The sequence below is a fragment of the Nonomuraea maheshkhaliensis genome (genome assembly GCF_039529435.1).
GTDB lineage: Bacteria > Actinomycetota > Actinomycetes > Streptosporangiales > Streptosporangiaceae > Nonomuraea > Nonomuraea maheshkhaliensis.
The window spans coordinates 61590-76855 of sequence record NZ_BAAAMU010000047.1; the positions used below are offsets into that span (position 1 = coordinate 61590).

A 15266-nucleotide genomic window follows, 5' to 3' on the forward strand; every position below is an offset into this window, starting at 1 on the left:
TGCCGGTCCGGCTGACCCGGAAATAGTCACAAGGGATCAGTAGATCGTGACCCGATGCTGTCAGTTCAAACGTGGTCAGCGATTCCGAATCCTGTCACCTTCTGTCATGGTCATCACACTCTAGCGATGGCTGTCTTTGAGAAGAATGCGTGTTTCACTCGCTATATGATCACTAATATCCCGTTCGGGGAGAAGAATGCTGGGTTGAGCATCTTCGAGCCGAGTGAGGGGACCCTGGTGGTCGTGCCCTCGCTCTCCCTTCCGCAGGATGAGCTGCGCCGGATCACGGGAGCCAGGTCGTACGAGGAGCGCCTGCTGTTCCTCCTGCTGACGCTCCGCGAGCCCGGCGTCAAGGTGGTCTACCTCTCCTCGGCCCCGGTCGACCCCGAGATCGTCGACTACTACCTCGCGTTCCTGCCCGATCCGGATGGCGCCGCCAAGCGTCTGACGCTGATCAGCCTCGACGAGCCCTGGTCCCAGCCGTTGACCAGGAACCTGCTCGACCGCCCCGACGCCATCGAGCGACTACGCTCCGCGATCGTCGGTGACGCTTGGCTGGTGCCGTTCGTCCTGAGCGAGCTGGAGGAGCAGCTCGCGTCGTTACTCAACGTGCCCCTCTACGGACCGGCGACGTCCCTTTCCTATTACGGCTCCAAGAGCGGGGCCAGGGAAGTGGGACACGAGGCCGGCGTGCCGATGGCGCGGGGTTTCGGCGACGTGCGCACCGAGCTCCAGATCGAGGAGGCGATCGAGGCGCTGCCCGGCGAGCGGGTGATCGTCAAGCTGAACGACGGGTATTCGGGGCTCGGCAACGTGATCGTCCCGAAGTCCGACCGGGCGATGACGAGCTTCTCGGCGGCGGGTGAGAGCTGGGGCAGCTTCACCGCGAAGATCCGCGACCGGGGGGCCGTGGTCGAGGAGTACATCGAACACCGCCCGCTCTACTACCCGAGCGCGCTGGCGCAGATCACGCCGGGCGGGCAGGCCCAGGTGCTCGCCACCCACGACCAGGTGCTCGGCGGCCCGAACGGGCAGGTCTACCAGGGTTGCACGTTCCCCGCCGCGCCCGAGTACCGCGCCGAGGTGGGCTCGTCGGCGCGGCGGATCGCGGAGGCGCTGGCCGGGCGGGGCGTGGTCGGGCTGTTCGGGATGGACTTCTTCGCGCTGAAGGCCGACGCCGGGTACGCGGCGCTGCTGTGCGAGATCAATCTGCGGATCGGCGGCACGACGCATCCGTTCGGGGCCGCCGTGCTGACGACCGGGGCCACGTACGACGAGGCCACCGGTCATCTCATGTCCGGAAATCAGCCGAAGTTCTACACCGCGACCGACAACTGTGCTTCGCCATGCCTGCGTGGGCGTACGCCCGGCGAGGTGATGCGGACGGCGGAGCGCCTCGGGCTCGGCTTCGACGCGAACCGGCGTACCGGGAACGTCTTCCACCTGCTCGGCGCGCTGCCCGACCACGGCAAGCTGGGCTTCACCTCGATCGGCGACTCGCGCGAGGAAGCCGACGAGCTGCACGCCGTCACCCGCCGTCTCCTCTGCGGCCCTTGAGCGCGGCGTCCCCATCGGAGCCGGACCCGGAGCCGCGTACGGCCCTCCAGCCGATGATCCCCAGGACGACCCCGAGGACGACGTTCACCGCGATCAGGACGCCGTGCACGACGTAGAAGGCGGTCGGATGCCCGTCGGCCAAGTTAAACCCGAGATTCACCCACTCGAAGATCATAAACACGCCGAGAATGATGAGGAATGCGGCCAGCTTTCGTGACACATGCGCCTCTCTAGTATCGAAGGTGGATCTTCGGGGGATGTGTCGCCACATGGGCATTAACACGGAGCTACGCTGAGACCGCCATGTGGACGAAACTCGTGCCGGTCACGGCACTCATCGCCGCGGCCTCGCTGACCAGCGGGACCGCGTACGCCGCGCCGACGACCCCGGTCGGCGGCGAGGCGCTGGGCAGCCGCGGACTGGTCGCCCCCGCAGGCGTCAAGAAGCCGCCCAAGAGCAAGGCTACTTCGTACGTCATCGCGGACGCCGACACGGGGCAGGTGCTGGCGGCGAAGGACGCCCACGGGCGCTATCTGCCGGCCAGCACGCTGAAGGCGCTGACCGCGCTCACGCTGATCCCGAAGCTGGACAAGGATCGCAAGATCCGGCCCAGCAGGAACGCCTGCAACCAGGAGGGCAGCGCGGTCGGGCTGTCGGTCAAGGCGACGTACAAGATCGACGACCTGTTCAAGGGCCTGCTGATGTCGTCGGGCAACGACGCCGCCATGGCCCTGGCCGAGACGAACGGCGGCCTCGACAAGACCATGAGTGACATGAACGCCGAGGCCAAGCGGCTGCAGGCGTTCGACACCGTGGCCAGGACGCCGAGCGGCCTGGACAAGCCGGGGCAGAGCAGCTCCGCGTACGACCTGGCGCTGATCGCCCGTGCCGGCCTGGCCAACCCGGACTTCAAACGCTACATCAGCACGAAGACCACGAAGTTCCCGGCGCCCAGAGGGCACTACGAGATCAGCAACCACAACAAGCTGCTCTGGCGCTACAACGGCATGGTCGGCGTCAAGAACGGCTGGACGTCGAAGGCCCGCGCGAGCTTCGTCGGCGCGGCCACCCGGGGCGGCCACACGATCGTGGTGAGCATCATGCGGCACGAGGGCTTCTTCTGGGACGAGGTCGCCTCGCTGCTCGACTGGGGCTTCTCGGTGCGGGGCAAGGCCGCTCCCGTCGGGCAGCTGGTCGATCCGCTCCCGGTCGCGGCGCCTGCGCCGGCCGCCTCCGCCTCGCCGGGCACCTCGGTCACGCCGGCCCCGCAGCCGCCGCTGCTCGACTCGGCGGCGGGCAGGCAGACCGACGACACCAGGATGATCGGCTCGCTGGTGATCGGTGGCGGGCTGCTGTTCGGGCTGATCTGGCTCGCGTACGGCATCCACCGCAGGCGCACCCGCTCACGCCTCTGAGAGCCTGCCCACCTCCTCCGAGCCGGAGCCGGGACCTGAACCGGGACCTGAACCGGGGATCGGCGTGGGGAAAGGGGGCGGGCAGAGCCCGGCGGTGGCCGTCCAGGCGGCGACGAGCAGCACGAGCCTGGCCGAGAAGTTGATCCAGACCAGCAGGCCGACGATGACCGCGAACGTGCCGTACAGCGCCGAGTTGCCGAGCGTGGTCGCCAGCAGCAGCGTCGCGATCTGCTTGAGCACGCCGAACCCGACCGCCCCGAGCAGCGCCCCCTTGGCGATCTCACGGAACGGCTGGGCCGAGCGCGCGACCCAGCCGAGCAGGATCACGAACAGCAGCCAGTCGGCCCCCACGCTCGCCACCACCCCGGCCACCCTGAGCCCGAGGCCGGCCAGCGCGGACCCGCCGAACAGGTAGTGCAGGACCTTGTCCGTCGCCGTCGTGGCGAACCCGGCGACCAGCACGGAGACGATCGCCGTCACGCCGATCATGACCAGCGCGGCCAGGTCGCGCAGCTTGCCGGCGAAGAAGCCGAGCGGCGGCGCGGTGGTCATCGACATCTCCCGCAGCGCCGTGCGCAGCGCGTCGAGCGCGCCGAGCCCGGCGTAGAGCAGGCCGAGCAGACCGATGATGCCGGCGGTCTCCCTGGCGGTGGCGATGCTCGCCAGGTCGAGGTTCTCGGCGATGCCGGGCAGCCGTTCCTCGATCGCCTGCTGCAGGGCGTCCCTGGTGGCATCGCTGGTCGCCACCACGAACCCGAGCACGGCGTACGAGAGCGCCACCAGCGGGAAGAAGGACAGGAACGCGAAGTAGGTGACCGCGCCCGCCAGCAGGTCGCCCGACTGCGCCTGGTAGCGGCGCACCGCCCTGATGAGGTGGTCGAGCGAGAGCCGGCGCACCCGCCACCGCTCCACCTTGGCCCGGCCCCACGACTTCACCGACTCGACGCGTTCCGTCAGACTCGCCATCGCCCGCCCCTCTTCCCGGAGCTGCTCCTACCCCGTGATCACGCCCCTGCCATCGCGGCCGCCGTCTCTGCCAGGGCCGTGCGCACCGCGGCCGGGTCGTGGTGGAGCAACTGCCCACCGCGCTTGACCACACGCCCGGCGACCATGACCGTCTCGACCACGCTGGTGTCGGCGTTCAGCACGACCGCGCCGATCGGGTCGTGGGCGGCGGCCATGCCGAACGTGTCCGTACGCAGAAGCACGAGGTCGGCCTGCTTGCCCGGCCGCAGCGAGCCGACGACGCCGGCCAGGCCGAGCACCTCGGCGCCCTCGATGGTGGCCAGGCGCAGCGCGTCGCGGGTGGTGAAGCCGAGCCCGGCGCCGTCGGGGCGGCCGCGTTCGAGCAGGTGGGCGGTGCGCATCTGGCTGAACATGTCGCCGGGGGCGCACACCACGGTATCGGCGCTCAGGCTGGTCGGGACGCCCGCCGCCCTGGCCCGGCCGGTGGTGGGGTAGCCCAGGCCCAGGTTCATCTCGTCCACCGGCGAGACCGAGGCGGTGCCGCCGGCGGCGGCGATGCGCCGGAACTCCTCGTCGGTGTAGTGCAGCGCGTGCACGAACGTGGTGGGGACGGCCAGCAGCCCGTGTTCCTCCAGGAAGGCGAGCCCTTTGACCGCGTTCTCCCTGCCGTGCCCGCCGAGATGCGCGGTGACCGGCAGGCCCAGCTCCTCCGCCAGCCGCCACTCCTCCAGGACGCGCTTCTCCTCTGCTATCTCGGGGCCGAGGGCCGCCATCGCCATGCCGACCAGGCCGGGCGTGTCGAAGAGCGTCTCGCGCACCCGGCGGGTCTCCGCGACCAGCCCGCCGGGCGGGCCGCCGTAGCAGTAGCCGAAGACGGCCCTGATGCCGGACTCGCGCAGCGCCCGGACGGAGGCGCCGGTGTGCTCGGGGGTGAACTGGGCGTGCGACCAGTCGAGGAGCGTGGTGATGCCGGCGTCCAGGCACTCCAGCGCCCCGGCCAGGGTGCCCGCGTAGACGTCCTGAGGGCGGTGGCGCGGGGCCAGCTCGTCGAAGACGCGCCGCATGTACTGCGGGAAGTCGACGTCGGGTCCGGCCGCCCTGATGCCCGCCTGCCAGGTGTGGCGGTGGGTGTCGACGAAGCCGGGCAGCACGATCCGCCCGGTCGCGTCGATCACCTGCGCCACCTCCGCTCCCCGGGCTTCGGGCAGGTCCCGGCCCACCTCGGTGATCACGCCGTCCTCGACGCGCACGTCGGCGTGGCCGAGGACGACGGGCTCCGGCTCGGTGTCGATGACGAGGCCGTTCTTGATCAGACTATGCATAGTCAAAAGCTTATTAAGAAGCTTTTCAGAAAGCAATCTGCCGCTGGGTATCCTCGATGGCGTGAAACAGGATGAGATCGACGCGCTCGTGCCCCGCTGGAAAGAGGCGGGGCTGCCGTCGTCGCTCATCGCCACGCTGGAGCTGGGCAAGCGCGTCACCCGCCTCCACCTGCTGTTCGAGCAGGCGATCAAGGCGGAGCTGTCGGAGCTGGGGCTGACGTACGCCGAGTTCGACGTGCTGACGACGCTCAACCGAGCCGACGATCCGCCCTACCGGATGAAGCCGAGCGAGCTGTCGAAGTCGCTGATGCTCACCTCGGGCGGCATCAGCAACGTGCTGCAGCGGCTGGCGGCGGCCGGATACGTCGAGCGCGAGGCCGACCCGGGCGACGCGCGCAGCCGCTGGGTCCGGCTGACGGACGAGGGCCGGCGCCAGGCCAGGGCGGCACTGAAGGCTTCGACCAGGGCCCACACCGAGATCACCGCGGCGCTGCCGGAGGAGACGGTACGCCAGGCCGCCGACGTGCTCCGCGAACTGCTGGTCCACGTGGGCCGCCGCCGCTACCGCTGAGCACCCGCCCCTGAGTGTCCGGCCCGACCAGCGCCCGCCCGCGATGAGGACGGCCTGCTCGCGCTCCCGACCGCGACCGAAACATGAATGTTCTACGCGTTCCCCGGGAGCGCCCGCCTGCCCGCCGTTCTCCGCGTGATACGGCCTGAGCAGGGCGGAAACCCGTACGGGCGGACATCGGGAGCCCTAACCTGTGGGGTGTTGCGACCGATCCAGGAGGCGTCACGCCTATGTCCGAAATAGCCACCGGGCAAATGGTCAGGCTTCAGCGCGAACGGCGGGGCATGAGCACCACCGCGCTGGCCACCCAGTCCGGGTGCACCCCCAGGCACATCGAGCTGATCGAGCACGGCAAGCGAACACCGTCGCTGCCACTGCTCAGGGAGATCGCCAAAGTGCTCGGCGTCCGCACCGCGGTCCTCTTAGGCGAGACCCCGCGCGACTCCCACGAGCCCAGCAGGCCGCAGATCGGCGACATCGAGCGGGCCCTGTTCACGTGCCGGTCGCTGGCGCCCGACATCGAGCCGCCCGACGCCGAGCAGCTCTCCGAGCGGGTGGCCGCGGCGCGCAACGCCTGGTTCACCTCGACCCGCCGCTACTCGATCCTCATGGCCGCGCTGCCCTCCCTCGTCACCGACGCCGAGAACCTGGTGCTCGATCACGCGCCGGACTCCTACCGCGTGGCGACGGACGCGTACCTGCTGGCCAGGGGGGTGCTGAAGCACCTGCGACGGGTGGATCTGTCGCATCTCGCGGCCGACCGGGCCATGCGCTTCGCCGAGGAGTCCGAGGACCCGCTGATGATCGCGTGGGCGTACTGGAACCTCGGGCAGTCGATGCTCTCCGACGACATGCACGAGATCGCGTACGACGTCGGCCGGCGTGGCATCGAGCTGCTCGAACCGCACGTCGCCGACGGCGACGACCGCCATCTCAAGGCGCTCGGCGCGCTGCACCTGCTCACCGCGATCGGCGAGGCCAGGATGGGCGACGACGACGGGGCCAGGGAACGCCTGCGCGGGCCCGCCGCGCGGCTGGCCGAACGCGTGGACGACGCCTCGCCCGACTACGACCTGGCCTTCTTCGGGCCCACCAACCTCGCCATCCATGTCGCCAGCATCGAGCACGACATCGGCCGCCCCGAGGCGGTGCTGCGCCTGGCCGACGACATCGACCTGCGGCGCACGCCGTCCATCGAGCGGCGCGCCACCCATCTCGGCCACGTCGCCCGCGCCTGCGAGGACCTGGGCGACGACGCCGCCAGCCTGCTCCACCTGCTGCGGATCGAGCGCGAGTGCCCGGAGGAGCTCGACCACAAGCTGCTGCTGCGGGAGATGGTCAGGTCACTGGCGCGCCGGGCGCGCCCGTCGTGGGCGCCTGAGGTCCGCTATCTGGCCGAACGGCACGACATCCCCATCTGAGGCATCCCCATCTGAGGCATCCCCATCTGAGGCATCCCCATCTGAGGCATCCCCGGCTGAGGTGCGAACTGGGAGTTCGGTCATCGCGAACGGGGAGATCCTTCGCCCGAGTTCGTCACGCACAGGCGTTCACATGCCACTGTGCGTTCATGTCTAGTGCGCCGAGTGCCGACTTCGTCATGGAACACCTGCTGCAGGAGGCGAACCGCGAGTTCTCCGGATGGACCTTCGAACGGGATCCGTCCGGCTGGACCGCCGTCCGTGGCGACGTACGTCTCACCAGGCCCAGCCTGGCGGCCCTGCGGGCCCTGCTGCGCGTGCACCGGGCGGCGCGGACGAGATGAGCGGCCCGTCCCCGGGCCGGGGCGGGCTCGGGGAGCGGGGCGGGAAAAGGGCCGGGCGCGCCGGTTGACCGGCGCGCCCGGCCCTTGACGGCCGTGAGGTCACAGCGTAGGCAGGAAGCCCACCCGCTCGCGGACGAGAGCCATGGTCTCCTTGGCCACCGCGGCGGCGCGCCCGGCGCCGATCGCCAGCAACCGGTCCAGCTCGGCCTCGTCGGACAGCAGCTTCTCGGTGCGCTCCCTGATCGGCGAGAACGTCTCCACGACCGCCTCGGCGACGTCCTTCTTGAACGTGCCGTAGCCCTGGCCCTCGTAGCGGGCGACCAGCTCGGGGATGGGCGTGGTGGTCAGCGCCGACAGGATGCGCAGCAGGTTGGAGATGCCGGGCTTGTTCTCCTCGTCGAAGAGGACCTCGGAGCCCGTGTCGGTCACCGCGCGCATGACCTTCTTGCGCAGTGGCCCCGGCTGCTCCAGGACGTCGAGAATGCCCGCCGGGCTGGAGGACGACTTCGACATCTTCGCCGTCGGGTCCTGGAGGTCGGTGATCTTCTCGACCTCCTTGAGGATGTGCGGCTCCGGCAGCGTGAACGTGTCGCCGAACCGGTGGTTGAAGCGCTGCCCCAGGTCACGGGTGAGTTCGAGGTGCTGCTTCTGGTCGGCGCCGACCGGGACCCGGTTCGCCTGGTAGAGCAGGATGTCGGCGGCCTGGAGGATCGGGTAGGTGAACAGGCCGACGCTGGCCGCGCTCTCGCCGAACTTGGCCGACTTGTCCTTGAACTGCGTCATCCTGGCGGCCTCACCCATGCCGGTGAGGCAGATCAGCACCCACGCCAGCTCGGTGTGCTCGCGCACGTGCGACTGCACGAAGACGGTGGAGCGCTCGGGGTCGAGCCCGGCGGCGAAGAGCTGGGCCGCGGCCACGCGGCTGCGGCGGCGCAGCGCGGCGGGCTCGGTCGGCACGGTGATCGCGTGGAGATCGACCACGCAGTAGAACGCGTCGTGGGTCTCCTGCAAGGTGACCCACTGGCGGACGGCACCCAGGTAGTTGCCCAGATGGAAAGAGTCCGCCGTGGGCTGGATGCCGGAGAGTACACGAGGTCTGGCCATAGCAGGCAATTGTGTCAGGAATCCTGGTCGGGCGGCGACTCGGTCACTGGTCGGCGTTTCACCCGTACCCGGGCGATCCGGCGGCCGTCCAGCTCGGTGACCGTCAGTTCGAGCCCGGCCAGCTCGACCCGTTCCCCCTCCTCAGGAAGGTGACCCAGCATGGCCATGACGAAGCCGGCCAGCGTCTCGTAGGGACCGTCCGGGAGGCGGATGCCGGTCTCGGTGGCGAAGTCGTTGAGGTTCGTCAGGCCGTCGATCTCGATCTCGCCGGCGGGCAGGACGACGACGTCCTCCTCGACGTCGTACTCGTCCCTGATGTCGCCGATCAGCTCCTCGACCAGGTCCTCCATGGTGACGATACCGGCCGTGCCGCCGTACTCGTCCACCACGATGGCCAGGTGCTGGCCCTCGTCGCGCATCTCGTTGAGCGTGGTGAGCAGGCGCTTGGAGGCGGGCACGAACTTGGCCGTCCTGATCGGCACGACCGCGCTGATCGGCTCGATCCGGCCGATCAGCTCCGGGTCGAGCAGGTCGCGTACGTGGACGAAGCCGATCACCTCGTCGTAGGAGCCGCGATAGACGGGGAAGCGCGAGTGCGGGAGTGTGGCGGCCAGCCGGGCGGCCTCGTTCAGCGGCGTGTCGGCCTCCATGAACTCGACCTCCGTGCGCGGCAGCATCACCTCGCGCAGTTGCCGCTTGCCGGCGGCGAACACCTCGCCGATGAGCTTGCGCTCGTCGGCGGTCAGGTCGGTGTGCCCGACCACCATGTCACGCAGTTCCTCGGTGGTGACCTCCTCGCGGTCGGCGTGCGGGTTGCCGCCGAGCAGCTTGACCACGCCGTCGGTGGACTTCGACAACATCCAGATGATCGGGCGCGACAGGGAGGCGATGCGGTCGAGGAAGGGCGCCACGTAGAGCGACAGGCCCTCCGCCCGTTGCAGGGCCAGCCGCTTGGGCGCCAGCTCGCCGAGGACCAGGGACAAGTACGAGATGGCCAGCGTCACCAGCACCAGTGCCAGGACGGGCGCCACGGCCTCGGGCACCCGCCAGCCCGTCAGCACGGGGACGAGTTGCGCGGCCAGCCGGTCGGCGCCGAACGCGGCCGACAGCATGGTGGCCACGGTCACGCCGATCTGCACGGCCGACAGGAACCGGTTGGGATCGCGGGCGAGCTTGGCCACGCGCTCGCCCCTGCGCCCGCGCTGCGAGAGCTTGCGGACCTGGCTGTCGCGCAGGGAGACCATGGCGATTTCTGCGGCGGCGAAGAAGCCCCCGATCAGGATGAAGAGCAGGACCAGGGCGATGTTGGCCGCGACGGTGTCAAACATGGTGGTTGGCAGCGTACTCGTCGGGTTTCCCGCGTATGCTGAACGGCAAGCCGTACAAAATCAAACATATTTGAACAGGAGTGAACATGAGGCTGCTGGTCACCGGTGGTGCCGGATATGTCGGCAGTGTCGTCGCCGCGCAGCTCGTCGAGGCGGGACACGAGGTGACCGTGCTCGACGACCTGTCGACCGGGCACCAGGACGCGGTGCCGGAGGGCGCCAGGTTCGTCCAGGCCGGCATCCACGAGGCCGGGCCCGCGCTCGCCGGCGCGGACGCGGTGCTGCACTTCGCGGCCAAGTCGCTCGTGGGCGAGTCGGTGCAGAAGCCGGGGCTCTACTGGGCCAACAACCTGGGCGGCACGCTGGCGCTGCTCGACGCCATGCGCGACGCGGGCGTGGGCTCGATCGTGTTCTCCTCGACGGCGGCCACGTACGGCGAGCCCGAGCGCTCCCCGATCGAGGAGGACGACCCGACGCGCCCGACCAACCCCTACGGCGCCTCGAAACTGGCCGTGGACACGGCCCTGAGCGCCTACGCGGGGCTGCGCGGGCTGGGCGCGGTGAGCCTGCGCTACTTCAACGTGGCGGGCGCCTACGGCCGCTTCCGGGAGCGGCACGCGGTCGAGACCCACCTCATCCCCAACGTGCTCAAGGTCGCGACCGGCGAGCGCGAGTCGGTGAGCGTGTTCGGCACCGACTACCCCACGCCCGACGGCACCTGCGTGCGCGACTACGTCCACGTGTCCGACCTGGCCAGGGCCCACCTGCTGGCGCTCGGGGCGATCACGCCCGGCGAGCACCGGATCTACAACCTGGGCAACGGCACCGGCTTCTCCGTGCAGGAGGTGATCTCGGTCTGCCGCGAGGTCACCGGGCACGAGATCCCGGCCGTGGTGGGCGAGCGGCGCGCCGGCGACCCGGCCGTCCTGGTCGCCTCGTCCGCGCGGATCCAGCGTGAGCTGGGCTGGAAGCCCGAACGGGCGTCGCTGCGCGACATCGTCTCCGACGCCTGGGGAGCGCTTTCCGAGAAATGAGCCATACGGCGGGGCAATGTGTGCTGTGATACCTAAATGTGAGGAGCTTTTCACCAAGGGTCACGAAGCTGATCTTCGGCGGCCTCATCGTGGCCGGCAGCCTCCTGGCCGCGGCCGGCGTGATCTTCGCCACCCCCCAGTCCGCCGCGGCGATCCTGCCGTGGCCCTGCGACGAGGCGAGCCCTGGCGCAACGGCGGCCGGAACGGCCCGACGTACAGCAGAACGCGCACGCCCCGCCGACAGGACGCGCGCGCTCGATGGAACGCGGGGACCGCTCAGATGAGGCCCAGCTCCTTGACCGCCTGACGCTCCTCCTCCAGCTCGCGCACGCTGGCGTCGATGCGCTCGCGGGAGAAGGCGTCGATGTCGAGGCCCTGGATGATCTCGAACTTGCCGCCCGCCGCCTTGACGGGGAAGGACGAGATGAGGCCCTCAGGCACGCCGTAGGAGCCGTCGGAGACCACGGCGGCGGAGGTCCACTCGGTGCCGTTGACCCAGTCGTAGACGTGGTCGATCGCGGCGTTGGCGGCCGAGGCGGCCGACGAGGCGCCGCGGGCCTCGATGATGGCGGCGCCGCGCTTGGCCACCGTCGGGATGAACGTGCCGCTCAGCCAGTCGGACTCGACCTGCTCGGCCGCGACCTTGCCGCCCACCTCGGCGTGGAACAGGTCGGGGTACTGGGTGGCCGAGTGGTTGCCCCAGATCGTCATCTTCTTGATCTCGGTCACCGGCACCTGGAGCTTGGCCGCCAGCTGCGACAGCGCGCGGTTGTGGTCGAGCCTGGTCATCGCGGTGAAGCGGTCGGCCGGCACGTCGGGCGCGTTCTTCTGGGCGATGAGCGCGTTGGTGTTGGCCGGGTTGCCCACGACCAGGACCTTGATGTCGTCGGCGGCGTGCTCGTTGATCGCCTTGCCCTGCGGGCCGAAGATGCCGCCGTTGGCGCCGAGCAGGTCGCCGCGCTCCATGCCGGCCTTACGCGGCATGGCGCCGACCAGCAGGGCGATGTTGGCGCCGTTGAAGGCGACGTTCGGGTCGTCGGTGATCTCGATCCCGGACAGCAGCGGGAACGCGCAGTCGTCCAGCTCCATCGCGGTGCCCTCGGCCGCCTTCACCGCCGCGGGGATCTCCAGCAGGCTGAGCTTGACCGGCACGTCGGCGCCGAGCAGCTGCCCCGACGCGATGCGGAAAAGCAGTGCGTAGCCGATCTGGCCGGCGGCTCCGGTGACTGTCACCTTGACGGGCACCTTGACGGGCGCAGTGGCTGACGACGCCATGGCCTTCCCCTAACTCGCAGCGTGATTCATTGACGTTGGGGATGTTACCCGCTTGTCATCAGCAGGTTTCCATCGCGGGCACTTTCAGCTCCGCTTTGAACTCGACCTTTCCGAAATGGCTGGTCAGGAGCTGCCCGACGACGCCCTTGGCGTAGAGGTCGGCGATCACCGCCTTCACCGCCTTGCAGGTCTTCACGTCGCCGTCCCTGATGCCGACGGCGTAGCGCTCGTTGGTGAGCTTCGCGCCGAGGATCTTGTACCGCAGGTTCTCCCTGGCCGCGAAGCCGGCCAGGATCAGATCGTCACCGGGCACCGCGTCGACCTTCCCGCTCCTGAGCAGGTCCATGCAGGCGGCGTAGTCGCTGGCCACCACCGGCACGACCTTCACCCGGTCCTGGACGGCGCCGACCGACGGGCTGTTGGGCGCGCAGATGCGCTTGCCCTTCAGGTCGCCGAGCTCGTCGATCCCGCCGCCCGCGTGCACGAGGAGGTCCTGGTGGGCGAGGTAGTAGGGGCCGGCGAACTGGGTGTCGCTCTTGTCGATCGAGTAGGTGGCGACGATGAGGTCGGTCTCGCCGTCGGCCAGCGACGACGCGCGGTCGTCGCGTCCGACCCTGACGAACGTCGTCTGCCTGGCCCCCAGCCCCGTCGCCAGGCGTTTGGCGATCTCGACGTCGAAGCCCTGGAAGGCGTCGCCGTTCTGCAGCCCGACGCCCGGCAGGTCGCCCTTGACGCCGATGACGATCTTCCCGGTCTGGGCCACCTTGTCCACGACCGAGGACAGGCCGGCGCCGGAGCCCGCGTTGGACGTGCGCTCCGGGGTCGTGTCGCCGGTGAACGCCAGAGGGCTCCAGCCGTTCAGGACCAGCGCGATCGCGGCGGCGGCCAGCAGCGCGAGCGCGGTGAGCACACCCAGCCACACCCGCGCCCGCCGGCTGCGCTCGGGCCCGGCGGGCTCGCCCATCGGGTACGGCGGCCCGCCTCCGTCCTGCGGCGCGGGGCCGGCGTACGGCGCGCCCGCCTGCCCCGAGGGTCCGGTGAGCGGAGCCGATCCCGTCTGCCCGGTCGTGCGGTGCTCCTGCTGCTGCGCCGGCGAACCGTGCGTGGTCAGCTGGGACAGCCCGCCACGGGCCTGGGCGTGCGGCACGGGGCCGCCGCTCGTGGACGACGGCGCCGCGCTCGCGCCGGTCTGGGACGGCGGCGCCACGGTGCCCTGGCGGCCCGGCTGCTCCGTGATCGAGCCGGCCGACACCCTGGTGAACGGCGTGGTGTCGTCGCTGGCGACCTGCACGCCCCTGGTCAGCACCGCCGTGGAGGCCCCGACGGTGGACGCCTGGCCGAGCAGCCGCAGCAGGATCTGGTCGGCGGAGGGGCGTTCGGCCGGCGACTTCGACAGCGCCGAGCGCACCACGCTCTGCAGCGGCTCGTGCATCATGCCGACGTCGACCTCGTGGTTGAGGATCCGGTTGAGCACCATCGCGATGGACTTGCCCTCGAAGGCCACCTCCCCGGTCGCCGCGAAGGCGATGGTGGCGCCCCAGGAGAACACGTCGGTGTAGGGCCCGATGTCGTCGCCGGCGATCTGCTCGGGCGCCATGTAGGCGGGGGTGCCGATCGCGCGGCTGGTGATCGTGCCGGTGGAGTCGATGATCCGGGCGATGCCGAAGTCGACCACGCGCGGCCCGTCGGCGGCGATCAGCACGTTGTCGGGCTTGAAGTCGCGGTGGACGATCGAGGCGTGGTGGATCGCCGTGAGCGCGGTGGCGGTGCCGATGGCCAGCCGGTCGAGGACGGTGCCGGTGAGCGGGCCGTCCTCCTCGATGATCTCGCGCAGGGGCCGGCCGTCGATGTACTCGCTGGCGATGTACGGCGTGTCGCCGTCGAGATCGGCCTCCATCACCCGGGCCGTGCAGAACGACGCCACCCGCTGCGCCGCCTTCAGCTCCCTGGCGAACCTCGACCTGGCGATGGTGTCACCGCTGAACTTGACGTGCAGCAGCTTGATCGCGGCCCGCTCGCCCTTGTCGTCGACGCCCAGGTAGACGATGCCCTGGCCGCCCTCCCCGATCCGCCCGGACAGCCGGAAAGACCCCAGCTCGGTGGGATCGCCGGCGACCAGCGGCGAGATCTGCGGCATTCGTCATCCCCACGTGTACTGAACCCCATCGACGCAAACTTTACGACGCTCAGCAACTTCACAGGGATCCGTTAATGCTTCGTGACGTCACGGCTTCGACTCTTTCGCGCACGGCTTCGTCATTTTCGCAGGAACGAAGGGAACTTTTCCCGCGATTCCGCAAGCATGGGTAAGCGAGCCCTTGCGTCCGGCCCGCTTCTCGACCAGCCTCGGGATCATGGACGAGCGCCCGTACGACATCGTGCTCTTCGGCGCGAGCGGATTCACCGGCGAGCTGACCGCCCGCTACCTCGCGCGTGCCGCCCCGCCGGGCGCCCGGTGGGCGCTGGCCGGGCGTGACCCGGCCAAGCTGGAGCGGCTCGGGATCGACGCGCCCATCCTGCGCGCCGACGCCACCGACCCGGCCTCGCTGGCGGAGCTCGCCCGGCGGACGCGCGTCGTGGCGAGCACGGTCGGCCCGTACGTCGTGCACGGCGAGCCGCTCGTCGCCGCCTGCGCCGACGCCGGCACCCACTATCTGGACCTCACGGGCGAATCGGAGTTCGTGGACCGCATGTACGTGCGCCACCACGAGCGGGCGGTCACGAGCGGCGCGAAGCTCGTGCACGCCTGCGGCTTCGACTCGATCCCGTACGACCTCGGCGTCCTGCACACCGTCGGCCTGCTCCCCGAGGGCGTCCCGCTCAAGGTCAGCGGCTTCCTGCGCGGGAACGGGCGGCCGTCGGGCGGCACGCTGGCCAGCGCCCTGTCCGTGCTCGGTCGGGCCGGCCGGGCCGCGCGGGCGGGCGCCC

General features: G+C 70.2%; 14 protein-coding genes. 7 read left to right on the plus strand and 7 right to left on the minus strand.

What is annotated here, in order from left to right; genetic code table 11:
- The first annotated feature begins 204 nt into the window (after window positions 1-204).
- Window positions 205-1557, plus strand: coding sequence for a peptide ligase PGM1-related protein (locus ABFX54_RS28510; protein ID WP_346109633.1), 1353 nt, complete (start codon window positions 205-207; stop codon window positions 1555-1557).
- On the opposite strand, the gene ABFX54_RS57070 is transcribed toward ABFX54_RS28510, so the two are convergent.
- Window positions 1529-1834 carry an SCO4848 family membrane protein gene (locus ABFX54_RS57070; protein WP_428834584.1) on the minus strand — a complete coding sequence of 102 codons (306 nt, stop codon included), beginning with the start codon at window positions 1832-1834 and terminating at the stop codon, window positions 1529-1531. The genes ABFX54_RS28510 and ABFX54_RS57070 overlap by 29 nt on opposite strands.
- A gap of 26 nt (window positions 1835-1860) precedes the next feature.
- Between ABFX54_RS57070 and ABFX54_RS28520 the strand changes: the two genes are divergently transcribed.
- Window positions 1861-2973, plus strand: coding sequence for a D-alanyl-D-alanine carboxypeptidase family protein (locus ABFX54_RS28520; RefSeq protein WP_346109635.1), 1113 nt, complete (start codon window positions 1861-1863; stop codon window positions 2971-2973).
- On the opposite strand, the gene ABFX54_RS28525 is transcribed toward ABFX54_RS28520, so the two are convergent.
- Together ABFX54_RS28525 and ABFX54_RS28530 are read right to left on the minus strand one after the other, a co-directional pair.
- Complete coding sequence (locus tag ABFX54_RS28525) at window positions 2962-3939, minus strand: YihY/virulence factor BrkB family protein (RefSeq protein ID WP_346109636.1); 978 nt, start codon at window positions 3937-3939, stop codon at window positions 2962-2964. The two genes, ABFX54_RS28520 and ABFX54_RS28525, sit on opposite strands and share 12 nt — an antisense overlap.
- 38 nt (window positions 3940-3977) lie before the next feature.
- Window positions 3978-5261: an amidohydrolase family protein gene (locus ABFX54_RS28530; protein ID WP_346109637.1), complete on the minus strand. Its 1284-nt coding sequence runs from the start codon at window positions 5259-5261 to the stop codon at window positions 3978-3980.
- A gap of 61 nt (window positions 5262-5322) precedes the next feature.
- Between ABFX54_RS28530 and ABFX54_RS28535 the strand changes: the two genes are divergently transcribed.
- The 3 genes from ABFX54_RS28535 (at window position 5323) to ABFX54_RS28545 (ending at window position 7597) form a co-directional block, all read left to right on the plus strand.
- The gene (locus tag ABFX54_RS28535; RefSeq protein ID WP_346109638.1) at window positions 5323-5832 is read left to right on the plus strand and encodes a MarR family winged helix-turn-helix transcriptional regulator; all 510 of its coding nucleotides are present in this window, start codon (window positions 5323-5325) and stop codon (window positions 5830-5832) included.
- 254 nt (window positions 5833-6086) lie between these two features.
- A complete protein-coding gene (locus tag ABFX54_RS28540) occupies window positions 6087-7253 on the plus strand; it encodes a helix-turn-helix domain-containing protein (protein WP_346109639.1) in 1167 nt (388 codons plus the stop codon).
- Between the two features lie 149 nt (window positions 7254-7402).
- Entirely contained in the window at window positions 7403-7597 is a 195-nt protein-coding gene (locus tag ABFX54_RS28545) for a hypothetical protein (RefSeq protein WP_346109640.1), read from the plus strand.
- 99 nt (window positions 7598-7696) lie between these two features.
- Here the strand turns inward: ABFX54_RS28545 and trpS are convergent, their stop codons facing one another.
- Complete coding sequence (gene trpS / locus ABFX54_RS28550; RefSeq protein WP_346109641.1) at window positions 7697-8701, minus strand: tryptophan--tRNA ligase; 1005 nt, start codon at window positions 8699-8701, stop codon at window positions 7697-7699.
- 14 nt (window positions 8702-8715) lie between these two features.
- Window positions 8716-10029: a hemolysin family protein gene (locus ABFX54_RS28555; RefSeq protein WP_346109642.1), complete on the minus strand. Its 1314-nt coding sequence runs from the start codon at window positions 10027-10029 to the stop codon at window positions 8716-8718.
- Window positions 10030-10115: 86 nt separating this feature from the next.
- Here ABFX54_RS28555 and galE point away from each other — a divergent pair, with 86 nt between their 5' ends.
- Window positions 10116-11063: a UDP-glucose 4-epimerase GalE gene (galE, locus tag ABFX54_RS28560; protein ID WP_346109643.1), complete on the plus strand. Its 948-nt coding sequence runs from the start codon at window positions 10116-10118 to the stop codon at window positions 11061-11063.
- A gap of 276 nt (window positions 11064-11339) precedes the next feature.
- Here galE and ABFX54_RS28565 read toward each other — a convergent pair whose 3' ends face one another.
- Together ABFX54_RS28565 and ABFX54_RS28570 are read right to left on the minus strand one after the other, a co-directional pair.
- Entirely contained in the window at window positions 11340-12338 is a 999-nt protein-coding gene (locus ABFX54_RS28565; protein ID WP_346109644.1) for a malate dehydrogenase, read from the minus strand.
- 58 nt (window positions 12339-12396) lie between these two features.
- Window positions 12397-14475 (minus strand): serine/threonine-protein kinase, encoded by a 2079-nt coding sequence (locus tag ABFX54_RS28570; protein ID WP_346109645.1) that lies wholly within the window; start codon window positions 14473-14475, stop codon window positions 12397-12399.
- A gap of 217 nt (window positions 14476-14692) precedes the next feature.
- Between ABFX54_RS28570 and ABFX54_RS28575 the strand changes: the two genes are divergently transcribed.
- Window positions 14693-15266 (plus strand): saccharopine dehydrogenase family protein (locus tag ABFX54_RS28575; protein WP_346109646.1); only part of this gene is annotated, 574 nt, incomplete at its 3' end.